Below are 21,432 nucleotides of genomic sequence, written 5' to 3'. Positions count from 1 at the left end.
TCCCCTTGAGTGGTGGTGTCGCCGACGCCGGCCTAGTGCCCGCCCGAGGCCGCTTGCGCGACGGGGGGAATGGGCGACTTCTGGTCTGGCGTGAGGTTGTGGCAATCCCAGCAATAGGGGGCCACGCCTACCGTGTCGTGGCAACGGTCACAGAACTTGGCCTTGTCCGTGTGGCAGGACATGCAGGTGTTGGTCAGGCTCTTGACGTATTTCTGGCCTTTGGCGTTGACGAAGATGCGGTTGCCGTCGCGAACGGCTTCGTTGCGCCATTCGTTGAGCAGTTGCATGTGCTTGTCGCGCATTTCCTGGGTCGGCAGCACGCAGTCCTTCTGATCCTTGGGCAGCTCCGGCGTCACTTCAAACTTGTGGCCCATGTTGTAGACCACGGGAGCGAAGGCGAGGGCCAGGAAGAAGATAATGCCTGGTATGATATATTTGGCATTGTACATAGGTTATTCCTCCTCGTCCTCCATCCCCGGCAGGGGGTTTTGCCTGAGATCGGTGGTGCGCTTCTTCTCGCCGTCGAGGATGATCGCATTGCCCACCAACTCATGCAGGCCGGAGACGCCGACACCCGGAGCCCAGTAGTCGCACAGAGGCGGCAACGTGGCACGGTCGATGGCGCAGACGCAGGCCAGGTTGTTGACGCCGTGCCGATCGCGCACATACTTGACCGCGTTGCCCCGGGGCAGGCCGCCGCGCAGGCGCGTCTCGGTGAACTCTTCGTTGTTGAGGCCCGCGCCGCCGCCGCAGCAGAAGGTCTGCTCGCGGATGGTGTTTTCGGGCATTTCGTAGAAGTACCGGCAGACGTTTTTGAGCACGTAGCGGGGTTCTTCAAAAAGACCCATGCCGCGGGCAGGGTTGCAGGAATCGTGGAAGGTGGTCTTGAAGTTGTCGTTGCGCGACGGATCAAGGTTGAGCTTGCCGTGCTTGATCAGGTCGGCGGTGAACTCCGCGATGTGGAGCATCTTGGTGCCGGCGGCGGCGTCGAACTTGGTGCCGGTGATGGGGGACACCGGGGTTTCCAGGAAGTCGGCCGGGCCGTTCATGGTGGACATGTACTGGTTGATCACGCGCCACATGTGGCCGCACTCGCCGCCAAGAATCCATTTGGCGCCCAGGCGTTCGGCCTCGGCGTACATCTTGGCGTTGAGCTTTTTCATCATCTTGTCCGAGGTGAAAAGGCCGAAGTTGCCGCCCTCGGAAGCGTAGGTGCTCCAGGTGACGTCCAGGCCCAGGTGCTCGAACAGGATCAGGTAGCCCATGTAGGTGTAGATGCCCGGGTCGGCAAAGATGTCGCCGGACGGCGTGATAAAAAGGATTTCGCAACCCTTCTTGTTCACGTTGGGCCGGATGCGCTTGCCGGTGATTTCCTCGATGTCGTCGCAGAGGAAATCCATCATGTCCTTGTAGGCGTGGGGCTGGATGCCGAGGTGGTTGCCGGTGCGGTTGCAGTTGGCGGCCGGTTCGAGGATCCAGTTGATGTTGCAGCCCACTTCATGGAGCAGCTCGCGGGCCATCATGGTGATTTCGGCGGTGTCGATGCCGTAGGGGCAGAAAAGCGAACACCGGCGGCATTCCGTGCACTGGTAGAAGTACAGGAACCATTCCTTGATGACGTCTTCTTCGAGCTTGCGGGCGCCGGCCAGCTTGCCGAGCACCTTGGCGGCCGCCGAGAACTCGCCGCGGTAGATGGAGCGCAACAGTTCCGCGCGCAGCACCGGCATGTTTTTCGGATCGCCGCCGCCGATGAAGAAGTGGCACTTGTCGGCGCAGGCGCCGCAGCGCACGCAGATGTCCATGAAGATCTTAAACGAGCGGTACTTCTTGAGCTTCTCGCGGAACTTCTCCATGACGATGCGCTGCCAGTCGGGCGGCAGCTTCCAGTCGTCGTCGGTGGGCGTCCACTCGCGGGGGTTGGGCATCCCCAGGTACTTGAGGATATCGGGCTTGCCCGGGTAGCTGAAGTTGCCCGGTTTAAAAGCTGTCTTGGTGTCCATCCACGACTTGACCGGCGTGGTGTAGTTGATCTTGATCAGTTCTTCCGGTGGCGGATACTTGGCCATGGTCGATCCTCACTTCTCTCCAGAAATGGTAAGGTTGCGCCCGCTTTAGGCTTTCTTGTCCACGGGCAGGCCGGCTTCGATCATCTTCTCGCGGAAGTCGTCCTCGTAGGCCGCGTAGGAGTGCGGCTTGATGGACGGATCGTTCCAGGGGTTCACCCACATGGCCCGGCGGCTCATGTTGGGCGCCACGCGGGTGGGCGAGAGGAAGACGCCGCCCATGTGCATGAGCTTGGAGAAGGGAAAGTAGATGAAAAGCGCGCACACCAGCGTCAGGTGGGCATAGACCGAGGGGTCGATGGCCGCCTTGGGCATGTGCGGATGCAGGGTCACGATGCCCATGGCCAATTCCTTGACCGCGATAACGTCGACCTTGACCACGTAGCGCATCCAGATGCCGGTGACCACGATGCCGATCAGCAGGAGCAGAGGGAAGTAGTCCTGCATGAGCGAGATGTAGCGCACCTTGCCGTCGAACACGCGGCGAGCCAGGAGGAAGAGCAGTCCGGCCAGGATGAGCGCGTCGGACTGGTACATCACCGGCAAGCCGATCTGGAGGATCGAATCCATGAACTCGGCGATGTGGACCGGGTAGGGCACCGGCGCCATGAAAAAGCGCAGGTGACGCACCAAAATGAGCAGGAAGCAGTAGTGGAAGATCAAGGCGAACAGCCACAGGGATTTCTCCGAGCTGTAGCCGACCTTGGGGCCTTCCTGCTGGAGTTTCACCGACGTGTTGCGGAACAGCGACCGGAAGCACAAGACTTCCAGCACCATGCGCATGAACACGCCCTTCTTGTCATACGGGTTGTCCCAGGGGCTGTTTTTGATCCAGGGCAGCGATTTCTGCTGACCACCGGTGGTGGGAATGCAGAAAGGGACGGGGCTTTTGGCCCAGTCCACGATCCGCATGGTGAATCCCACCATGAAAATGATGATTGCGATGTACGGGAGCACGATCCCGAACAGCGCACCCATCCCCATCCCCACGCCCAACCACGGGATGACGATGAGCGCCAGTACCGCGAGAAAGGAGTAAAACGCTGCCATGTACCCTCACCTCGTTAAAGGTTTCCCCATTGACGCCTACTGGGCCTCCCCTCCCTCGGCGGAGAGGTCGCAGACGAGATTGGCCCGTTTAAGGAGCCGGTCGTACTGTTTCTTGATCTGGTCGATGCGCAGCCCCGCGAGCTTTTCCCGGCACTGGCAGTAGATGTCCATGGCGAAAAGGGCCAGCACGTCGATGGAAGATTCCAGGGCGAGAAGCTCGACGAAGAGGTCGTGCTCCGCGATTTTTTCCCAGAGGGTCTCGCGCACCGCCTTTTTGAGCAGGAAAATAAACGCCGTGGCCTGGGACGGCGTGAAGTCCTGGATGGCCCGCACCCGCACGATCTCGTCGAGATAGGGGCCGAAGGTCTCGACGTCGGGCGTCTGGCCGCAGGTGGCCAGCCCCACCACGATGCCCCGCATGCCGGCTTCGAACCGGTGGCGCACCGGATTGGCGAAGGGGTCGTCGCGCTTTTTCCACAGCACGGCCGTATTCTCGGAGTAGGTGCCAAGAATCAGGTCGAACCAGGCGTCAAGGACGGCCTGCTGGTCGAGGACGAGATGATCCACCAGTTTCAGCATGAAATGTACCTTTCTTCACAATCGCTTAACAGGCTGGTTCCTTACCAGAAAAACGCAAATTGTAAAGGACGGAATTCCCCCGGTCCGGGCGGAAATCGCCTTGAATTCCCGGCCTGTTGCCGGTCTATGGCGCTTTTGCTAGGCTTGGAAAAAAGCGAGCCGACATGCAAACCACTGCCGCCCACGTCGATATCCTGCGCGCCGCCGCCGCCTTTGCCTCCATCGCACGCTACAACGGGACCATGCCCAGGAGGCAGGCCCTGCACTACGACAAAACGCGGCTGGCGGAACTCGAAGATGCCGGATTTCTGGAGCGGGTCAAGCTCTCATTTCCCTGCGGCAAGGACGTCGAAGGCTGGCGCATCACCGCCGGCGGCCGTTTCGCCCTGGCCGGCGAGGATGCGGCCAGCGCCCTGGAACCGGAGCATCTGCGCATTTTGTCCGACGTTTACCACTACTCCAAGCTGTCGAAAAACCGGGGCATGATGCCCAAGGAACTGGCCGGGGAGTTTGACGGGGACGACGTGCGCGACCTGTTTTTGCACGGCTACCTGTTGCGCATCAACTTGAAGGGCACGGTCAAGGCCAAGGGCTGGGTGGTGTCCCAAAAGGGCCTCGACGCCCTGCGCCGCGCCGGCGACCGTGCGCCGGTCTGCGGCGAGGACCGGTCCTGAGGCTTTTGTTCGGCTCTTGTTGTTAATGTCCAGGTATTATTGAAAATATTGCCTGAATGGACGGCCTGGAAGGCTAGAATTCGCCGCGTGCGCCGGACTCGGACGGCTGCGGCGGACGCCAGGACAGGCGCACGTCAATGCCTTCCCGGTCGGGCCGTTTGGTGGCCTTGATCTCCACGTCGAGCATCACGGCCGGGGACAGTTCCACCGAGACCCGTCCGGCGGCCAGGGCCAGGCTGCCGGCCCGCAGTTCCTGGGCCATGGTTTCGAGCCTGGCCGCCGCTTCCCACACGCCCATGACGCCGCCCAGACGGGCCGTGCGCGTTTCCATGTCGCCTCCCCGGCCGCCTGAAGGCGGCCTTGGCCCCGGCTAGCAGGCCCGTGTGACCGGGGCGGGGCGGTCCGGCGTCCGGTCGCCGACAAGGCCGTGCCGGCTGCGTGTCGCGGCGCGCGCAACACCGTAGCCAGGCGGGGATGGGCCGGCCTCATCGCGGCTTGCGGGGCCTACCCTTCGGGGCCGGCGGTCTGGAGCGCCCGGGCCAGCAAGCCCTCCATGGCCGCGGCCACGGCCAGGCGCTTGACGGCCAGCCGGTCGCCGGCGAACTGGAAGCGCTGGACATCGGTGAAGTCCGGGCCTTCCCAGGCCATCCAGACCGTGCCGACGGGCTTTTGGGGCGTGCCGCCGGACGGACCGGCGACGCCGCTTATGGCGATGGCGGCGTCGACGCGCAGCACCCCGCGCGCGCCCCGGGTCATGGCCAGCACGCTCTCGCGGCTGACCGCCCCCTTGGCGTCCAGCACGGCCTGGGACACCCCCAGCACGTCGCGCTTGACGCCGTTGGCATAGGCCACCACCGCTCCGGCGAACCAGGCCGAAGCGCCGGGCGCGTCGGTGAGCACGCTGGAGAGCAGCCCTCCGGTGCACGACTCGGCGCAGCCCAGCAGCCACCCCCGGGCGGACAGGGCCTCGCCCAGACGCAGCGCCAACACTCGCAAGGTCTCTTCCATAAGGCCAACCTCCCCTCGATCATGGGCGGATTAGCGGATTTTTTGCCGCCTGTCACCGATGACGCGGCCAGGGTGTGTTGCCAAAATTGGCAATTCGCCAAAACCGCCGCCGCCCTGCCCGGGTTCCTCGTCCGAAGCCGTCCGGCCCTGCCCGCCCAATCGGGCCTCCCGGCCGTCCCCGTCCCGACTTGACGCGAGAAACGCCGGACGCGTACAGGCAAGGCCGACGGAAACGACAAGGAGCCAGCCATGCTTGATCTGAAATTTCTGCGCCAAAACCCCGAGGCCGTGGCCGCCGGCCTGGCCCGGCGGCGCTTCCCCTTTGACCTCGACGCGTTTCTCGCCCTGGAAGAGCGTCGCCGGGCCTGCATCACGGCGGCCGAGCAGAAAAAAAGCCAGCGCAACGCCGCCTCGGCCGAGGTGGCCAAGGCCAAGCGGGCCGGCGGCGACGCCTCGGCCGCCCTGGCCGGCCTGGGGGCGCTGTCCGACGAGATCAAGGCCCTGGACGAGGACGCCAAGGCCATTGACGCCGAGGTGGCGGCCCTGCTCCTGGGCGTGCCCAACCTCCCCCATGCCACCACCCCGGACGGGGCCAGCGAGGCCGACAACCCCGAGGTGCGCCGGTGGGGCCAGCCTCGCGAATTCACCGATTTTCCCCCGCGCGAGCACCAGGACGTGGGCGCGGCCCTTGGGCTGGACGCCGAACGGGCGGTCAAGCTGTCCGGGGCGCGCTTTGTGGTGCTTCGCGGCGCGCTTGCCCGGCTGGAACGGGCCCTGGCCGCCTTCATGCTCGACCTGCACACCGGCTCCCATGGCTACGTCGAGGTGGTCACGCCCTACATCGTCACCGACGAATGCTTGATCGGCACCGGCCAGTTACCCAAGTTCGCCGAAGACCAGTTCAAGATTGAAGGCCGGGCCGCCTACCTCATCCCCACGGCCGAGGTGCCGGTGACCAACCTCCACCGGGGCGAGGTGCTGCCCGAGTCGGCCCTGCCCCTGGGCTACACCTGCCACACCCAGTGCTTCCGCTCCGAGGCCGGCTCCTACGGCAAGGACACCAAGGGGCTTATCCGCCTGCACCAGTTCGGCAAGGTGGAGCTGGTGCGCTTCGTCCATCCGGACACGTCCTACGACGAGCTGGAAAAGCTGACGAGCCAGGCCGAGGCCGTGCTGCGGGCCCTGGAGCTGCCGTATCGCGTGGTGGCCCTGTGCGCCGGGGACATCGGCTTTTCCTCGGCCAAGACCTATGACCTCGAAGTCTGGCTGCCGGCCCAGGGCAAGTACCGCGAGATTTCCTCGTGCTCCAATTTCGAGGACTTCCAGGCCCGGCGCGCCGACATCCGGTTCAAGCCCGACGGCGGCAAGAAGACGGCCTACGTGCATACCTTGAATGGCTCGGGCCTGGCCGTGGGCCGGACCATGGCCGCCATTTTGGAAAACGGCGTCCAGGCCGACGGCTCGGTGGTGCTGCCGAGGGCTCTCGTGCCCTACATGGGCGGCCTGGAAGTTCTGGAACCGGAGGGGAAACGGGCATGATGACCGAAGAACAGCGCAAGGTATTCTGGGGCGAGGTCAAGCGCGGCCTGCTCGTCGGCGGCGCCGTGGGTGTCCTTGGCGGACTCTTTTTCATGGACATGCGTCGGGGGCTGGTGCTGGGGCTTATCGGCGGCTTTTTCGCCGTGCTCACCCGCCGCTCCATCGAGAAGCGCCGGGGCCGGTAGCCGGCCGGCGACGATTTCTTCGCCGGGACGCCCGCCTGGAGCCTTGGCCATGCCGGGACGGTCGGCTCTCTCGCCTCGGACCCGAAACGAAAGGCCCGCTTCCCTTGGGGAGGCGGGCCTTTGGCATGGCGCGGCCAGCGGCCGCGCGGGAAACGTGGACTGACGGCCGAGGCGCTACTCGTCCTCGACCAGCACCAGCTCCCGGCCCTCACCGGGGTAGATGCGCCGTTCGGCCAAGGGCGTGGGGGTCGGGGCCGGCCATTGGCCGGGCTGGGGCTCGGCCCCTTCCTTGGCCGTGGCCGAGGGGTGGCGGTCGGCCATGATGGGGTGGGAACTCACGTCCACCCCGGGCACCGGACAGCTGAACTCGATGGCGATGTTGTTGGGATCAAAGGAATAGACCGAGAAGATGAAACCGTGGTCAATGACCTCCGACACCCAGAAGCCGGCCGCTTCCAGCCGGTCTTTCACATCCCACAGGTCGTTGCGGTCGCGCACGCCGATAGACACATGGTCAAAGGCGAAAGGCCCCTTGACCGGCACGCCGTGGTCCTTGGGTTCGATGGGTTCCACGGCCGGCCATTCGAAAAAAGCGAGCATGTCCGTGGGGGAAATCTCCAGAAAATAATGCCGGTAGCCCGGACGCCCCAGGCCGGCCACCAGACGCATGCCAAGCAGGTCGCGCCAGAACCGGATGGTGGCGTCCATGTCGGCCGTGGCCATGGCCAGGTGGTTGATGCCGGTGTAGCGCATGGCGTTTCCCCCTTGGGCGCGGGACAGGGTTACTGCGTGTCGATGCCGAGGCTTTGCGGGTAGAATTCGCCCTTGAAAACCAGTTCGGCCGCGCCGCGCAGATAGGTCTTGCCGTCGCGCAGGATCACGCCCAGCACCTCGCCGCCGGTGGTGGTGATGTCGGTCTCTTCGCCGGTCATGCCGAGTTCCCGGGCCACGATGGCCGAGGCGACCGCGCCGGTGCCGCAGGCGTAGGTCTCGTCCTCCACGCCGCGCTCGTAGGTGCGCAGGGACAGCGTGCCCTTTTCCTCGGAACTGATGAAATTGACGTTGGTGCCGGCCGGGGCGAAGTACTGGTGCTGGCGGATGGCCCGGCCGAGCTTCCAGACGTCGACCAGTTCCAGGTGGTCCATGACGGCCACGGCATGGGGCACGCCGGTGTTGACGAAATGCAGGTGGAAGGGCCGGCCCTCGACCTCGATGTCGATGGCCATGCGCAGGTCCTTGGGCGGGGTGAGCTGCACCGTCACCTGATTGGAGTCGGGATCGACCTCGGCCTCGATGGGGCCGGCGTCGGTGCCGAAAACGTGTTTGGCCGGGGCGAGGCCGAGCATCCAGGCCAGCCGGGCGGCGCAGCGTGAACCGTTGCCGCACATCTCGGCCCGGGAGCCGTCGGCGTTGAAAAAGTGCCAGATGTAGGCCAGGCCGGAACCTTCCGGGGCATGGTCGAAAAAGATCATGCCGTCGGCCCCGACGCCAAAGGCCTTGCGGCACACCGGCACGACCAGATCGGGCATGGCCGCCGGATCGATGCCGAGCACGCGGTTGTCCACGCACACGAAATCGTTGCCGCAGCCCTGCATCTTGAAAAACGGAACGGATTTGCCGCAAACGGCCTCAATGTCCATGCCTCACTCCTTGCAAGGAAATGCAGGCAAGCTAGCAGATCGTTTAGCGCCCGTCGAGGGCCCCGCGCCGGGCCGGGCGGGGGCTTAGAAGTCCGGCACGGCCCGGGTCCACAGGCGCAGGGCATTGACCAGCCACACGGCCTCGGCCCGTTGGAGGTCGGCCGGCGTCAGCCGGGCCTCGGCCACCACGCCCCGGGCCAGAAGGCGTGCCCGATACGTGCCGGGCAGCAGGCCGCATTCTGCGGCTGGGGTTAATAGCCGGCCGTCCAGGCGCACGACGAGGTTGGCCCGGCAGCTTTCGGTCGCCTCGCCCAGGGTGTTGCACAGGATCACGTCGTCCCGGTCCGGCCGGGCGGCCAGGACGGCGTCGTAGCGGGCGCGGCGGGTGGTCTTGTGGAAAAGGGTCGGATCGGCCGGGTCCACGGGCTCGGGGCAAAGGGCCAACCGGGCCGGCCGACCCAGACGGGCGGGCAGGGGATGGCGCGTGACGGCGACCTCGCCTGTCGGAGACAGGGTCAGCCGCAGCCGCGCCCGGCCGGGTTGCCGGGCGGCCGCGTCCAGGGCGGCGGCCACGGCGGCCGCGTCGTAGGTAAAGCCCAGGGCAGCGGCCGAGGCGGCCAGACGCTCCAGATGTTCGGCCAGAAAACTCAGGCGTCCGGCGTCCAGGCGTAGGGTTTCCAGCAGGGAAAAGCCGGCCGCCGGGTCGCTGAGAAAGCGCGCCTTGAGCCGGCATTCGGCGTATTCGTCGCCGGCCCGGGAATCGTGGGTGATGCCGCCGCCGACGCCATATACCGCCGTCCGCCGGGCCGTGTCCACGACCACGGTGCGGATGGCGACGCTAAACGCGCAGTCGCCGTCCGGGGCGACGAAACCCAGGGCGCCGGTGTAAAAGCCGCGCGGTCCGGCTTCGCGCTCGCGGATAAGGCGCATGGCCGCGGCCTTGGGCGCGCCGGTGATGGAGCCGCAGGGGAAAAGCGCCCGCAGGATGTCGATCAGGCCGGTTGCCGGGGGAACCTCGGCCGTGACCGTGGTGGTCATCTGCCAGGCCGCGCCCAGGGGCTCCACGGCGAAAAGTTCCGGCACGGCCACGCTGCCGGGCACGGCGATGCGGCCGAGGTCGTTGCGCATGAGATCGACGATCATGCGGTTTTCGGCCCGGTTTTTCGGGCAGGCGGCCAGGGCGCGGGCGGCGGCCGCGTCGGCTGCCGGATCGGCGGCGCGCGGGGCGGTGCCCTTCATGGGGCGCACGGTGAGGCGATGCCCCCGGCGTTCAAAAAAGAGTTCCGGCGAGAAGGACAGGACCACCCGGCCGCCCATATCGATGCGACAGCACAGCCCGGCCTGCTGGCGCACGGCCAGGGCGGCGAACCAGGCCCAAAGATCGGCCGGGGCCGGGCCGGAGAGCGGAAACGTATAATTGACCTGATAGGCTTCGCCCCGGCCGAGTTCGGCCCGAATGGCGGCGATGCCCCGGTCGTAGTCCGGCCGGGTCAGGGACGGGAATAACGGCGCGGCGGGCAAGGGCGCGAATACGGGCCTGGGTGGTCGGGGCAAGGGGGCGTCGTAGGCAGCGGCAAAGGCGACGGGTTCGCCCGGGGCCGGAGCGTGGACGGCCAGGACGGGATCAAAGGCCGGCGCGGCCTCGTAGGCCAGGGCCAGGACCAGCCAGCGGCCGCGCTCCTGCTCGCGGCAGGCGCGTTCCAGCAGGGGGATGACCTCGGCGGTGGCGTAAGCCAGGCCGTGCCAGGCCGGGGCGGCAAAGGCCCGGGACCAGCCCCAGGGCGAATAGCCGTCCGGGCCGGCGGCGGAGAAAAAAACAGCCTCGCCGAGCATGGCTTCAAGCCTTTTCCCGGCCCAGGCCGCGCAAACGGGCGGCGGTGGCCTTTTGGGGCGATTGCGGGTAAGGCTCGGGAAAATCGGCCTGATTCCCGGCCGGTGCAGTCCTGCCCCGCGCCTGGCCGCAGCCGGCGCGGCGTGTTCGGGAGAGAGTCATGCGTGGACGTCTGCTCAAAATATTCATGGTGATCCTGGTCCTTGTGCCGGTCGGGCTGACCGCCTATCTGGCCAATTCCCTCTACCACCGCAAGGGCGTGCCCCAGGCCCTGGAAAATCTCACGCGCCAGCTCTTCCAGTCCAAGGAAGAGGAGAAAAAGGCCGAAAAGCGCGCCCAGGACCTAGAGCGCAAGACCGAGGAGCTGCAAACCGCCTATGACGCCCTGGTGGCCGATCTGCGCGGCGAAGTGGACAGCCGGCAGATACGGGTGCGCCAGTTCCGGGAAAAGCTCGAAATCAACTTCGTGGACAAGATCCTGTTTCCGTCGGGCAGCGCCGAAATCAGCCCCAAGGGCCGGGACATCCTGACCCGGGTGGGGGCGGTGCTGGCCAAAGTCAAGGACAAGAGCATCTACGTGGTGGGACACACCGACAACGTGCCCATCCATTCCTCGCTCTACGCCTCCAACTGGGAGCTGTCGGCCTCCCGGGCCGCCTCGGTGATCCGCCACCTGTCCGAGGCCGGCGGGCTGGCCCCGGAACGCTTCACGGCCATGGGCCGGGCCTTTTACCAGCCCGTGGCCAGCAACGCCACCCCGGAAGGGCGGCAGGAAAACCGGCGGGTGGACATCATCGTGGCCGACGTGCCGCTCCTGGCCGGCGAGACCGGCTCCCAGTCCATGCGCGGCACGGTGTCCGGGGGCGCGGCCGGGGCGGCTGGAACTCCGGGGACGCCCGGGACGGGTGGAACGGCGGTCGCGCCGGACGCCGGAGCGACGCCGTCCGGGCCTGATTCCGGAACCGCTGCCGAGTCGGCCACCCCCGAGGCCGCGCCTGCCGCTGAAGGGGCCGCGCCGGACGCTTCCAAGCCCCTGCGCGAGACCGCGCCGCCGGCCGGCCAGACCCTGGCCCCGCCCGAGCCGGCCGACCGGACGCCGGCCTCGCCCCAGGATCAGGCCAAGGCGGCCGCCCAGGACGCCGCCGCCAAGGCCGAGGCCGCGCCGGCCAAGGACGACGGCCAGGCCGCCAGCTCCGAGGCCGCTTCGACCAAGAGCGAAGACGCCAAGACCGCGCCCGAAGCCGCGCCGTCGGCCGCTGGCCCGGCCGGCCCGGCGGCGACGCCCGATCCTTCCGCCGGCCAAGCCCCGGATCTGCCGCCGCCCCTGCCCGACAAGCCGGCTCCGGCCGGTCCGTCCGGTTCGTAACCAAAAGAGCCCCTGCCCGGCATCGCGCCGCGCAGGGGCTTTTGGCAATGGTCGTCCAGACGGCCGCCAACCGCTTCTTCCCCATGGACTATTTCCCCAAGCGGGGGGGCTGGGGCCTCAGGCCCCCAGCCCCCGGAGGCCTTCTTCAGGGCTTGCGGGCAGTCATCAAAAATACGCCAAAGGGGCGGTCGCCGCAGCATTTGGTGGGTTTGACGATGGTGGCGGCGTCGGCGGCGTTGATGTCGGTGTAGCCCAGGCCCGCCAGCATGTCGGCCAGATCGATGCGATCAAAGCCGTTGTGGTGCACGCCGGCCGGGTCGTCGTGGAAGCTGCCGTCCTCGGCGTCGAGGTCGGCCAAGGCGAAGCGCGCGCCCGGGGCGGCGGCGGCCAGCAGCCGTTTGAGGGCCGGGGCCGGATCGGGGATGTGGTGCAGGGCCATGGCCGAGGCGACGAGGTCGTAGCCGCCGGGCACGGGGGCGCCGGCGCCGAGGTCGGCTTCAAGGACGCCGACGTTGGGCAGGCCGGCCCGTTCGATCTTGGCCGACAGTTCGGCCAACATGCCGGGCGAGGTGTCCAGGCCGGTGACGCTCTGGCAGCGTTCGGCCAGTTCCAGGGTCAACAGCCCGGTGCCGCAGCCGAAGTCCAGGGCCGAGGCCACGGGCTGGCGGAAGAGACCAGCGGCTTCCATGGCGGCGGCAATGTCGCGGGCCAGTTTGCGGCGGTGGGGGCTGGCGTCCCAGGCGGAGGCCCGGGCGTCGAAGCGGGCGACGTCGTCATGCATGGAAATGGCTCCTTGGGTCAGCGGGCGGGGGCGACGGGCAGGCTGACCCGGAAGGCCGCGCCACGGCCGGGGGTGGAGGAAACGGCGATGTCGCCGCCAAGCTGCCGGACGATGCCGGCGCAAATAGACAGGCCCAGGCCCGTGCCCTTGCCGGTGGCCTTGGTGGTGAAAAAGGGTTCGAACACCCGGTCGGCCACGGCCTGGGGGATGCCCGGGCCGGTGTCGGACACGATGAGCACGATGCGGCCGCCTTCCAGGGCGGTTTCCAGGATCAATTCGCCGCCGGCCGGCTCCATGGCGTCCAGGGCGTTATTAATGAGATTGAGCAACAATTGTTGCAGTTGGGAGGCCGAGCAGGCTGCCGGCGGCAGATTCGGGGCCAGACGGGTGGTGAGCCTCACCTTGGCGTAGTCGGCGCGTTTGGCGGTCAGCCCGGCCATTTCTTCCACCAGGGCGCTGACGTCCACGGCGTCGCCGCGACCGTCCGGGGTGCGGGCAAAGGCCAGCACCATATGGGTGATTTCCTTGCAGCGCGCGCCTTGGGTCTCGATCTGGCCCAGGGCCCGGCGCAGTTCGGCCAGGTCTTCGGCTCCGGGCACGGCCCCATCGGCCAGGATGTCGCCGCCAAGGCCGGCTTCCTCCATCATGATGGCCACGGGGTTGTTGATCTCGTGGGCCAGCCCGGCGGCCATTTCGCCGATGGCCGCGAGCTTGCCCAGGCGCAGGACCTGTTCGGCCAGCACCATGGACTCGCGTTGGGCCGCAGCCAAGCGGGCGTCTCGGCGTCCGGCCAGCAGCGTCGCGCCAACGGCCGCCGCGCCGCCGAGAAAAACGGCCAGCCAGACGCCCGGCGTCCGGGCCTGGCTGTCAAGGAGCACCAGGCACAGCGCCAGCGGAACCAGGGGGGCCAGGGGCAAGGCCGGCGCGAGCCACGCCCAGTCGCCGACGCGGGACAGGACGGCCCGTGAACTCACGCGCGCGCTCCGACCAAGGACGCGGCAAGGGCGGCGAGCGCGGGAAAGGCAGTGGCGAAACGCATGGAAAAAGCATACGTCCGAGAGCATGGTTTTACAAGGCGGCTGCGCCAATCCTTCATGCCCGACCCAATGGAGGCCTCATGGCTGACGGCGTCATTGATCTCAAAAAGCAGCTCAAGGAACTCAAGGCCCACGAGAAACTGGCCGGATTCACCGGTTTTCGCCTGGATCTCGGCGACGGCGGCCCGGCCAAGGACGGCGTGCTGAAAATCGCCGAATTCGTGCGGCCCGACAAATCCGGTTATATCACCCTCACCTTCCAGACCGACCCTGATGCCGAAACCAGCCGGCGCGCCGCCCTGGCCGGGGTGTTCGACCGTTTCGGGCGCTTCGCCCAGGCCGTGGACGCCGCCGCCGGGAGCGCGCGTTTCGGCCCGGGTTTTGAGTACCTGATGGTGGTGAACGACGGCCTGGTCGACGGCGATATCTGGTTCGTGGTGGAATTCGATCTGTACTACCAAAAGCTGGCCGGGCGGCTGCGGGCGCTTATCGAGCAGGCCGTGTTGCCGGGGCTGGCCGGAGTCTTGCCCGTGGTTTTCGAGCCGGTGAACTGGTGGGAGGGGGCCTGATGCCCCGGCCCGGCAAGGCGTGGCGGGCAGGCGTTGCCCTGGTCCGGCAAATGGCCTAAGAAACGGGGTGCGGCCTGTCCGGGCCGACGACGCAAGGCATGTGAGTCATTTTGAAGAACAAGCGCGTTTTGACGGCAGCCGTCGGGCTGCCGGTGCTGGGCGCGGCCGTCTGGTCTGGCGGCTGGCCCCTTATTGTTCTCGTCGCCGCCGCCTCGATCCTGGGGATGCGGGAATTTTTCGCCATGGCCGGCCGTCCCGGGCCGGTGCTCGAAATCGTGGCCTACGCCCTGGGCGCGGCCTGCGTGGCTTGCCTGGGATTCCAGCTGTGGCCGGCGGTCATCGGCATTTTGGCCCTGGCGCTGTGGCTGGAGCAATTCGATTTCCTGCGCCGCTTCGCCGCCCGGGGCGAGACCGAGCCGCCGCGCGGCCGTCTGGCCGTGGCGCTGCTCTATGTGCCTGTCAGCCTAGGCCTTATCTGCGCCTTTTCGCCCCTGGAAACGGCCCTGGTCCTGGCCGTGGTCATGGCCGCCGACACCGGGGCCTACTACGGCGGCCACGCCGTGGGCGGGGCCAAGGTCTGGCCGGCCGTAAGCCCGGGCAAGACCTGGGCCGGGACCATAAGCGGCGTTGTCGCCTCGACCCTGGTCGCCTCGTGCTTCGCCGCCGCAACGCCCGCCGCCTGGCCGGCCCTGGCGGTTCTTGGCGCGGGGCTGGCCGTTATTTCCCAATTCGGGGACTTTTTCGAATCCGCCCTCAAACGGGCCGCCGGAGTCAAGGATTCCGGGGCCATCCTGCCCGGGCACGGCGGGCTGCTCGACCGCGTCGACGGCCTGCTCCCGGCCATCCTGGCCTATGCCGCCTGCCGGTCCCTGCCGGGACTGGCCGGATAGGAGCCGCCACGCCATGGACGATACCGCTTCGCTTGACCGCGACGGCCGATTTGCCGCCTGCCTGGAGCGCCTTGAGGAACTCAAGGCCGTAAAAGCCCGACGGGAAGTGCTGGAGGAGCGGGTTTTCCTGGAGTTTTTGCGGGCCAACCGAGGGCGCATCAACGAATTTCCCCTGCTTGAAACCGAGCAGCAAAGCCTCATGGACATGCTTCTGCGCCGGGCCGAGGGCCTGCATCCCGGCCACGCCTATCTCAAGGAGCATTTTTCCGCCTATCTGATCGAGCTCAACCACTGGGGCAAAGCCAAGGCCGTGGGCGACGCGGCGGCCCAGGAAAAGCTGGCCCGCCGCCTGGAACGCCAGGAAACCATCCTGGCCAAGTGCCTGCAGGGCGCGGTCTATGCCTCAAGCCTGGTCAAGGACAATTTCAGCGACGCCGTCATCCGCCATTTCGGCGAGAATTCTTTGGTGAAGATCGAGGAAATCACCGCCACCATGGTCTTTGACGAGCTTTACTGGCGGGCCTACATCGACCGGTTCATCAAGGAAGAGGTGCGCGGGGCCTACGACGGCATCCTGGCCGCGCGCCGTTACCGTCTGCTGCGCGAAGGCCAGCTGCTGATTGTGGTCTACCCCTTCGACGCCGTGCTCGAAGGCCTCAAGGGCACCACCAAGGCCATCTCCAAGACCCGCGTCCAAAGCAGCTTCGAGGAAGCGGCAAGCGGCGACGACGGCCGCCAAAACGCCGAGGCCGTCCTGTCCCTGTGCCTGCGCGCCGACCTCGGCGACGCGGACAAGCGCCTGGACCGCGACGAACTGACCTTCGCCGCCCGAGTGGGGGCCATGGACGCCGTGGCCGGCGAATATCGTGAAGCGCTCACCGACGCCGCCGAGGACGCCGAAGAAAAACGCGAACGCCTGGGCGAGCTGTGCGTGGCCCTGGCCCTGGGGGCCATGGTGTCGCTGCGGGTGGTGCGCGAGGATTTTTCCAAGGCGCTGCGGGACTTTTCGGCCAAGGAAGTCGCCTGGCTCATCCAGGCCGCCGGCTACTTCGAGGCCAAGCGCCTGGGCAACGTCCTTGAGCACGTCATGGAACTCGATTTCGCCCATTTGCTGCGCGAAAAAGGCGAGGCCGACGCCGCCCGCATCCAGGTCAAGCCGGCCCGGACCCGGCGGGCCGCCAAGGCCGATGTGGACGCCCTGGCCGAGGCCGGACTCAACAAGATCCGGCGCAAGCAATTTTTCGACGACGACCCGGACTTGGCCGAGTCCCTGCTGTGGCGGGCCAAAAACCCGGCCGAGTTCCAGGAGAAGTTGAAGCTTTTCCAGATCGAACCGGAGCTGGCCAAGGCCCTGGTCACGTTGTGGGAAGAGGCCGGCTTCAAGGTCGACCTCTATTTGTGCATCAATCTGGCGGCGCTGGGGAAGGTGGCCACCAACCTCCCGGCCCGGGTCGCCGAAATTCTCGGCCGCTACGGCATCGCCCCGCCCGGGGCCGCCGATCCGGCAAAGGCGCGACGCGACCCATGACCCCGATTTCCGCCGCCAACGCGGCTGGTCCCTGTCCCTGCCCCGGCCAAGGCTATATCTCCTCCCTGTCCGCCCGCGATCCCGGCCGGCCCAGGCGTCTGGCCCTGCTTGGGGCCACCGGCTCCATTGGCGTCAGCACCCTTAGGGTCGCGGCCGAGCATCCCGGGGAATACGACGTCGTGGCCCTGGCCGGCGCGACCAACGTCAAGCTCTTGGCCGAGCAGGCCGCCGCCTTCCGGCCGGCCGTGCTGGCCGTCATCGACGACGCCCGGGCCGCCGCCCTGGCCGAGCTGCTGCCGGCCGGCTACCGGCCGGACATCCTCACCGGCCCGGCCGGCTACGCCGCCCTGGCCAGCGCCCCGGAGGTCGATCTCGTGGTCTCGGCCATTGTCGGCGCGGCCGGGCTTGGGCCGACCCTGGCCGCCGTGGCCGCCGGCAAGATCGTGGCCCTGGCCAACAAGGAATCCCTGGTCCTGGCCGGCGACCTCATCCGAACCGCCGCCGCCGGCTCGGGCGCGGTGATCCTGCCCGTGGACTCCGAACACAACGCCCTGTTCCAGGCCCTGGGCGGCGTGGGCCTGCCCGATCTGCCCCTGGTCGAAAAGCTGGTCTTGACCGCCTCGGGCGGCCCCTTTCGGTGCGCTGACCGGGCCTGCCTGGAAGCCGTCACCCCGGCCATGGCCCTGGCCCACCCCAACTGGTCCATGGGCCCCAAAATCAGCGTGGATTCCGCCACCCTCATGAACAAGGGGCTGGAGGTCATCGAGGCCTGCCGGCTGTACGGCCTGCCCGTGTCCCAGGTGGACGTGGTGGTCCATCCCCAAAGCATCGTCCACTCCCTGGCCCAGCTCCACGACGGCTCGCTTTTGGCCCACCTCGGCCCGCCCGACATGCGCGTGGCCATCGCCTACTGCCTGGGCTATCCGCGCCGGCTGTCCCTGGCCGTCCCCCGGGTCGATCTGGTCAAACTGGCGGCGCTGACCTTCGAAGCCCCGCGCGACGACGATTTTCCCTGCCTGGGCCTGGCCCGACAGGCGCTTTGCGGCGGCGCCAGCCACACCGTGGTCCTCAACGCCGCCAACGAAGTGGCCGTGGACCTTTTCCTGACCGAACGCCTGGCTTTCCTGGACATTCCGGCGGCCATCGCGGCCGCCCTTGACGCCCACGCCGGGCAGCCCCTGCCCGATGTCGCGACCGTCGCCGACCTCGACGCCCGGGTGCGCCGGGAGACGGCCGACTGGGCCGCGCGGCGGCGATAAGTTGCCTTTGCGCCGACGCCGCTTATCTTTATCCTTCGGCAGGACCGAAGCCGGATTTCCCGGCCGAAGCCCCGCCGTCAAACACCGACGCCGGCCCGACTCCTTTGCCGGCGAGTGCGAGCGCCCATGATAGAAAGCATCGTTGCCGTGGCCCTGGTCCTTGGCGGCCTGATCTTCTTCCACGAACTGGGGCATTTCATCGCCGCCCGGGCCTTTGGCATGGGCGTGACCACCTTCTCCCTGGGATTTGGCCCGAAAATCTTCGGCTTCACCCGTGGCAAGACCCGCTACATCCTCTCGGCCATTCCCCTGGGCGGCTATGTCCAGCTGGTGGCCCAGGACCCCGACGACACCGCCCCGGACGACTTCCCGCCCGAAACCCATTTCCGCCTGCGCCCGGCCTGGCAGCGCATGATCGTGGTGGCCGCCGGCCCCATTTTCAACTTCGTCCTGGCCTGGCTGCTGTTCTGGGGCCTGCTCGCCGCCGAGGGCCGCTTCGAGATGCTGCCCATCATCGGCCAGGTGCAAAAGGACAGCCCCGCCGCCGTGGCCGGCCTGGCCCCGGGCGACGTCGTCACCAGCTTAAACGGCGGCCCGGTGGCCAACTGGGACGCCCTGTCCACAGCCATCCGCACCAGCAACGGCCAGCCCGTGAAGCTGACCGTCAGCCGCGACGGCAAGGACGAGACCTTTGTCCTGACGCCCACCCTGCGCACCGTCAAAAACCTCTTCGGCGAAGAGGAAACCGTGCCCCTGGTCGGCATCGTCGCCTCGGGCAAGACCCGTTCCGTGCCGCTTGGGGCCGGCTCGGCCGCCGCCGAGGCCGTGAAACAGACCTGGAACGTGGTGGTCGTCACTTACACCGGGATACTCAAGCTCATTGAACGCGTGGTGCCCCTGGACAGCATCGGCGGCCCCATCATGATCGCCCAGATGGTCAGCAAGCAGGCCGGCGAGGGGTTGGGCAACGTCGTGGCGCTGGCGGCGCTTATCAGCGTCAACCTTGGCGTGCTCAACCTGCTCCCCATCCCGGTCCTCGACGGCGGCCATCTGCTGTTCTACGCCATCGAGATCATCATGCGAAAGCCCGTCAGCCCCCGGATGCGCGTACTGACCACCAAGATCGGCCTGGCCTTTCTCATCGGCCTCATGCTGCTGGCCACCGTCAACGACATCCGCCGCCAACTGAGCATCAGCGATGGATAAGTTGACTCCTCCCGGTTCCGGGAAGCTCCTCGTCATCAATGCCGTGGCCCCGGCGTTGTGGGTCACCTGCGGCCGGCCCGGCCAGGACGTGGTCCACCGTCGGGCCGAGGCCACCGGCCGCTGCGCCGAGGTGCTGGCCCCGCTTATCGCCGAAGTCCTGGCCGAGGCCGGCGTTCGTCCGGCCGAACTCGGCGGCCTGGCCTGCGTGCGTGGTCCGGGCAGCTTCACCGGCATCCGGGTGGCCCTGGCCACCGCCCTGGGGCTGTCCCTTGGCGCGAACGTCCCCATGGCCGGGCTCGACCATCTGCCGCTTCTGGCCGCCACCGCCGCCGCCAAGGCCACCGGAGCCGTGGTGGCCATCACCCACGCCCGCGCCGGCCAGGTCTACCTGCAATCCTTCCTGGCCGACGGCGACCTCATGCCCATGGGCGCCCCCAAGGCCCTTGCCGTGGCCGAAGCCGCCGCCCGGGCCGCCGACGGGGCCGCCGTCGGCCCGCTGTGGCTGGTCGGCGACGGCGTGGCCCGCTACCGCGACGCCTTCCTGGCCGCCGCGCCCCTGGCCGTCATCCTTGGCCCCGAGTTCGATTCCCCCAGCCCCGCCGCCCTCATGGCCGCCGCCGTCACAGCCGACTACGGCTTCACGCCGGTGGAACCCCTCTACCTGCGCCCAAGCGACGCCGAGGAAAACCTCGACGCCATCGCCGCCCACCGGGGCCTCACCCGCCACGACGCCGAAGCGAGAATTCGCCAGGCCATGGAGTAATGGGGGAGAGAAAGAGAGAAGAGCGCCTCCGGCGGCCGGGGGGCTCAGCCCCCCGAACCCCCGACATGGGCGGGGTGGTCGGTCGGGTGGGGGAATGGTCGGCGGGCGACCGGCCCGAGAGAAGACGGGGGCTGGAATTATCGGGTTGCCGTCCAGGCGGAAGCCGCCCGGACGGCAACCCGATAATTCCAGCCCCCACCTCGCCAGCGAAACGGGCCGATTTTCACGCGATCAAAGCCTCGCGCGAAAATCGGCCCGTTTCGCATTCCCGGTCCCCAGCCAAACCATGTGGGGGTCCAGGGGCCTCAGGCCCCTGGCGGGTGCGGGCAGAGCCCGCTCTTCGCCTTTATCCTCTCCCCTTCTCCCCTTCTCCCCTACGACCCCGCGCCCGCTGGCGCTGGCGGCGGCGGGTTGGGGCTGGCTGGGGGCGGGGCTTTGTAGCCGTAGTTCCAGTTGGTGATGGGGCTGCCCATATCCATGGCCAGAGTGGCGGTGATGGCCGAGAGGGGTTCGGTGGGCATCCGGTTTTTGCGCAGGAACAGGATATAGTCCTCGGTCAGGCCGGTTTCCATGGTGCCGCCGTGGGCCATGGACCACAGGCGTTCGCCGCTGCGGGCGTCGATGACGTCGAAGGTGAAGGACACGCCTGAGGAGCCGCGCGAGCCGCCGGACATGATGTAGGTGAATTTGCCGACCACGACGGTGTCGATGCCCATTTTGCGGGCCAGGGCCACGGCCTGGGGGGTGGAGGCGTTTTTGAGATTGGCTTCGTAGAGCAGTTTGGGGAACACGCGGTCGCGGGTCCAGGTTTGCCAGACGACGCGGGTGAGTTGTTCGCCGAGGTCTTGGCCGTAGGGGATGTCCTGGGTGACCTGGAAGGGCACGATGAGGGCCGAGACGGGCACGGGCGGGGCTTTTTGGGGCTCCACGTAGACTTCGGGGTTGTTCCGTTTGGTCCAGTTGTCGATGTAGACGGTGTGCTGGGCCGTCATTTTCGGTTCGACCGAGCAGCCGGCGAGCAGGGCGGCGGCGAGGGCGGCGAGGAGGAGAAGCGTGGCGTGGCGCATGGGACCTCCGTAAGTGGCCCGTTATTGGGGCGTGGTGGTGACCACCGGGGCGTCGGAGAGGGTTTTGAGGAGCTGTTCGCGGGAGGAGAGCAGATTGACCCGCAATTCGTGGCGTTTTTTGGCCGAGAGCAGGCGGAATTCCGGGCGTTCGGCCAGGCGTTCAAGTTCGCGCATTTCCTGGCGGATGCGGCGGATTTTGAGCAGAAAGGCTTGTTCTTCGGGGCGTACCTTGGAGGCGACTTCGGCCAGTTCGGCCAGTTCGCCGGCCATGGCCCTAAAGGCGTCGGGGTGGAGTTCCCGGACTTTTCGCCGCCACTCGGACAGGGCGCGCCATTTGGTCTGAAGCCATGACAGCATGGTCCACTCCCGCGAAGAATCCCTGTGGGTCTGCGTCCGT

At 67.5% G+C, this 21,432-nt stretch carries 23 protein-coding genes; 10 read left to right on the top strand and 13 right to left on the bottom strand.

What is annotated here, in order from left to right; translation table 11 throughout:
• Positions 1–32: 32 nt before the first annotated feature.
• Genes dsrJ through C3Y92_RS18820 form a run of 4 tightly spaced genes read right to left on the bottom strand, consistent with a single transcriptional unit; the run spans position 33 to position 3,692 of the window.
• Positions 33–449 carry a sulfate reduction electron transfer complex DsrMKJOP subunit DsrJ gene (gene dsrJ, locus C3Y92_RS18835; RefSeq protein WP_129355234.1) on the bottom strand — a complete coding sequence of 139 codons (417 nt, stop codon included), beginning with the start codon at positions 447–449 and terminating at the stop codon, positions 33–35.
• A 3-nt stretch (positions 450–452) separates the two neighbouring features.
• Positions 453–2,066, bottom strand: coding sequence for a sulfate reduction electron transfer complex DsrMKJOP subunit DsrK (gene dsrK, locus C3Y92_RS18830; protein WP_129355232.1), 1,614 nt, complete (start codon positions 2,064–2,066; stop codon positions 453–455).
• A gap of 45 nt (positions 2,067–2,111) precedes the next feature.
• The gene (gene dsrM / locus C3Y92_RS18825) at positions 2,112–3,113 is read right to left on the bottom strand and encodes a sulfate reduction electron transfer complex DsrMKJOP subunit DsrM (protein WP_129355230.1); all 1,002 of its coding nucleotides are present in this window, start codon (positions 3,111–3,113) and stop codon (positions 2,112–2,114) included.
• A 36-nt stretch (positions 3,114–3,149) separates the two neighbouring features.
• Positions 3,150–3,692 carry an RsbRD N-terminal domain-containing protein gene (locus C3Y92_RS18820; protein WP_129355228.1) on the bottom strand — a complete coding sequence of 181 codons (543 nt, stop codon included), beginning with the start codon at positions 3,690–3,692 and terminating at the stop codon, positions 3,150–3,152.
• Positions 3,693–3,856: 164 nt separating this feature from the next.
• On the opposite strand from C3Y92_RS18820, the gene C3Y92_RS18815 reads away from it, so the two are divergent.
• A complete protein-coding gene (locus C3Y92_RS18815) occupies positions 3,857–4,366 on the top strand; it encodes a hypothetical protein (RefSeq protein ID WP_129355226.1) in 510 nt (169 codons plus the stop codon).
• A 73-nt stretch (positions 4,367–4,439) separates the two neighbouring features.
• On the opposite strand, the gene C3Y92_RS18810 is transcribed toward C3Y92_RS18815, so the two are convergent.
• Together C3Y92_RS18810 and C3Y92_RS18805 are read right to left on the bottom strand one after the other, a co-directional pair.
• Positions 4,440–4,697: an amphi-Trp domain-containing protein gene (locus C3Y92_RS18810; RefSeq protein WP_129355224.1), complete on the bottom strand. Its 258-nt coding sequence runs from the start codon at positions 4,695–4,697 to the stop codon at positions 4,440–4,442.
• Positions 4,698–4,870: 173 nt separating this feature from the next.
• Positions 4,871–5,374: a CinA family protein gene (locus tag C3Y92_RS18805; protein ID WP_129355222.1), complete on the bottom strand. Its 504-nt coding sequence runs from the start codon at positions 5,372–5,374 to the stop codon at positions 4,871–4,873.
• Positions 5,375–5,623: 249 nt separating this feature from the next.
• On the opposite strand from C3Y92_RS18805, the gene serS reads away from it, so the two are divergent.
• Together serS and C3Y92_RS18795 are read left to right on the top strand one after the other, a co-directional pair.
• Positions 5,624–6,913, top strand: coding sequence for a serine--tRNA ligase (serS, locus tag C3Y92_RS18800; RefSeq protein ID WP_129355220.1), 1,290 nt, complete (start codon positions 5,624–5,626; stop codon positions 6,911–6,913).
• Positions 6,910–7,098 (top strand): hypothetical protein, encoded by a 189-nt coding sequence (locus C3Y92_RS18795; RefSeq protein ID WP_012749953.1) that lies wholly within the window; start codon positions 6,910–6,912, stop codon positions 7,096–7,098. The genes serS and C3Y92_RS18795 overlap by 4 nt, the downstream gene beginning before the upstream one ends.
• 174 nt (positions 7,099–7,272) lie before the next feature.
• On the opposite strand, the gene C3Y92_RS18790 is transcribed toward C3Y92_RS18795, so the two are convergent.
• The 3 genes from C3Y92_RS18790 to pabB all read right to left on the bottom strand — a co-directional run bounded on the left by C3Y92_RS18790 (position 7,273) and on the right by pabB (position 10,571).
• The gene (locus C3Y92_RS18790) at positions 7,273–7,851 is read right to left on the bottom strand and encodes a VOC family protein (RefSeq protein ID WP_129355218.1); all 579 of its coding nucleotides are present in this window, start codon (positions 7,849–7,851) and stop codon (positions 7,273–7,275) included.
• Positions 7,852–7,880: 29 nt separating this feature from the next.
• On the bottom strand, positions 7,881–8,738 hold the full coding sequence (gene dapF / locus C3Y92_RS18785) for a diaminopimelate epimerase (RefSeq protein ID WP_129355207.1): 858 nt from the start codon (positions 8,736–8,738) through the stop codon (positions 7,881–7,883).
• 84 nt (positions 8,739–8,822) lie between these two features.
• The gene (pabB, locus tag C3Y92_RS18780) at positions 8,823–10,571 is read right to left on the bottom strand and encodes an aminodeoxychorismate synthase component I (protein ID WP_129355205.1); all 1,749 of its coding nucleotides are present in this window, start codon (positions 10,569–10,571) and stop codon (positions 8,823–8,825) included.
• A gap of 158 nt (positions 10,572–10,729) precedes the next feature.
• Between pabB and C3Y92_RS18775 the strand changes: the two genes are divergently transcribed.
• Positions 10,730–11,935, top strand: coding sequence for an OmpA family protein (locus C3Y92_RS18775; protein ID WP_129355203.1), 1,206 nt, complete (start codon positions 10,730–10,732; stop codon positions 11,933–11,935).
• Positions 11,936–12,080: 145 nt separating this feature from the next.
• Here C3Y92_RS18775 and C3Y92_RS18770 read toward each other — a convergent pair whose 3' ends face one another.
• Both C3Y92_RS18770 and C3Y92_RS18765 read right to left on the bottom strand, forming a co-directional pair.
• Positions 12,081–12,716 carry a class I SAM-dependent methyltransferase gene (locus C3Y92_RS18770; protein ID WP_129355201.1) on the bottom strand — a complete coding sequence of 212 codons (636 nt, stop codon included), beginning with the start codon at positions 12,714–12,716 and terminating at the stop codon, positions 12,081–12,083.
• 17 nt (positions 12,717–12,733) lie between these two features.
• Entirely contained in the window at positions 12,734–13,690 is a 957-nt protein-coding gene (locus tag C3Y92_RS18765) for a sensor histidine kinase (protein ID WP_129355199.1), read from the bottom strand.
• A 143-nt stretch (positions 13,691–13,833) separates the two neighbouring features.
• On the opposite strand from C3Y92_RS18765, the gene C3Y92_RS18760 reads away from it, so the two are divergent.
• The 6 genes from C3Y92_RS18760 (at position 13,834) to tsaB (ending at position 19,968) form a co-directional block, all read left to right on the top strand.
• Entirely contained in the window at positions 13,834–14,322 is a 489-nt protein-coding gene (locus C3Y92_RS18760) for a hypothetical protein (protein ID WP_129355197.1), read from the top strand.
• Between the two features lie 128 nt (positions 14,323–14,450).
• Positions 14,451–15,212 carry a phosphatidate cytidylyltransferase gene (locus C3Y92_RS18755; RefSeq protein ID WP_328591054.1) on the top strand — a complete coding sequence of 254 codons (762 nt, stop codon included), beginning with the start codon at positions 14,451–14,453 and terminating at the stop codon, positions 15,210–15,212.
• 13 nt (positions 15,213–15,225) lie between these two features.
• A complete protein-coding gene (locus C3Y92_RS18750; RefSeq protein WP_129355193.1) occupies positions 15,226–16,740 on the top strand; it encodes a hypothetical protein in 1,515 nt (504 codons plus the stop codon).
• Positions 16,737–17,999 (top strand): 1-deoxy-D-xylulose-5-phosphate reductoisomerase, encoded by a 1,263-nt coding sequence (gene dxr / locus C3Y92_RS18745; RefSeq protein WP_129355191.1) that lies wholly within the window; start codon positions 16,737–16,739, stop codon positions 17,997–17,999. Before C3Y92_RS18750 ends, dxr begins: the two co-directional genes overlap by 4 nt.
• Positions 18,000–18,125: 126 nt before the next feature.
• Positions 18,126–19,205, top strand: coding sequence for an RIP metalloprotease RseP (gene rseP, locus C3Y92_RS18740; RefSeq protein WP_129355189.1), 1,080 nt, complete (start codon positions 18,126–18,128; stop codon positions 19,203–19,205).
• Positions 19,198–19,968, top strand: a complete 771-nt coding sequence (gene tsaB / locus C3Y92_RS18735; RefSeq protein WP_129355187.1) for a tRNA (adenosine(37)-N6)-threonylcarbamoyltransferase complex dimerization subunit type 1 TsaB — start codon at positions 19,198–19,200, stop codon at positions 19,966–19,968. Before rseP ends, tsaB begins: the two co-directional genes overlap by 8 nt.
• A 374-nt stretch (positions 19,969–20,342) precedes the next feature.
• Here the strand turns inward: tsaB and C3Y92_RS18730 are convergent, their stop codons facing one another.
• Positions 20,343–21,035, bottom strand: coding sequence for a hypothetical protein (locus C3Y92_RS18730; RefSeq protein WP_129355185.1), 693 nt, complete (start codon positions 21,033–21,035; stop codon positions 20,343–20,345).
• Positions 21,036–21,056: 21 nt separating this feature from the next.
• Entirely contained in the window at positions 21,057–21,392 is a 336-nt protein-coding gene (locus tag C3Y92_RS18725) for a hypothetical protein (protein WP_129355183.1), read from the bottom strand.
• Between the last annotated feature and the right edge of the window lie 40 nt (positions 21,393–21,432).

The sequence above is a fragment of the Solidesulfovibrio carbinolicus genome (assembly GCF_004135975.1).
Taxonomy (GTDB): domain Bacteria; phylum Desulfobacterota; class Desulfovibrionia; order Desulfovibrionales; family Desulfovibrionaceae; genus Solidesulfovibrio; species Solidesulfovibrio carbinolicus.
This window is presented reverse-complemented; position numbering and strand designations above follow the sequence as displayed.